The sequence below is a fragment of the Faecalicatena contorta genome (assembly GCF_021531995.1).
GTDB lineage: Bacteria > Bacillota > Clostridia > Lachnospirales > Lachnospiraceae > Dorea_A > Dorea_A contorta_A.
Window position 1 is genome coordinate 1 of record NZ_JAFBIZ010000281.1, and the last position, 718, is coordinate 718.

A 718-nucleotide genomic window follows, 5' to 3' on the forward strand; every position below is an offset into this window, starting at 1 on the left:
GCTTATAAGAGCCATATCTTAACTAAGAAATCTACAAAGAGAAAAAGAAATCTTAGAAAATCAACCATCGCTGATGCAACAAATGTAAAGAACATGAAGAAAGTATTACCATATCTCTAAGATAAGGTTCAGTAAATGAAGGAGGATATAAGACATGGCAAGAATTAAAGGCGGTTTAAACGCTAAAAAGAAACATAATAGAACATTAAAGTTAGCAAAAGGATACAGAGGAGCACGTTCTAAACAGTACAGAGTTGCAAAACAGTCTGTTATGAGAGCTCTTACATCTTCTTACGCAGGAAGAAAGCAGCGTAAACGTCAGATGCGTCAGTTATGGATTGCACGTATCAATGCTGCAGCAAGAATGAATGGACTTTCTTACAGCAAGTTCATGCATGGATTAAAGCTTGCAAATATTGATATCAACAGAAAGATGCTTGCAGAGATGGCAGTAAACGATGCAGAGGGATTTGCAGCGCTTGCTGAGACAGCTAAGGCTAAATTAGCATAATTTTTCCTGAAAGATAATAGAAGAGGATTGTTGCAAAATTGAGAGTACATCTTATTTTGCAGCAGTCCTTTTTTGTTGTTGTGTGTCCAGCGAAGCTGGACCACACTTGCCGGTGTAAGTCCGGTCACGGTAATCGCCAGTGAGCCGTGTAGCTAAACTCAGTGCGTTGTAGTAATACAGGGTGCTAAGCGAGTGGATAAAGTAACC

General features: G+C 39.3%; 2 protein-coding genes. Both read left to right on the forward strand.

All coding sequences use genetic code 11. The features are described 5' to 3' along the window. On the forward strand, nucleotides 1-120 hold a 120-nt coding region (locus JQM82_RS15940), incomplete at its 5' end, for a large ribosomal subunit protein bL35 (RefSeq protein WP_235251401.1). Between the two features lie 34 nt (nucleotides 121-154). After that, complete coding sequence (gene rplT / locus JQM82_RS15945; protein ID WP_235251400.1) at nucleotides 155-511, forward strand: 50S ribosomal protein L20; 357 nt, start codon at nucleotides 155-157, stop codon at nucleotides 509-511. The last annotated feature ends 207 nt before the right edge of the window (nucleotides 512-718 follow it).

What these genes read in the sequence shown, in the direction of transcription:
- rplT (WP_235251400.1), top strand. Translation starts at nt 155, where the DNA reads ATGGCAAGAATTAAAGGCGGTTTAAACGCTAAAAAGAAACATAATAGA.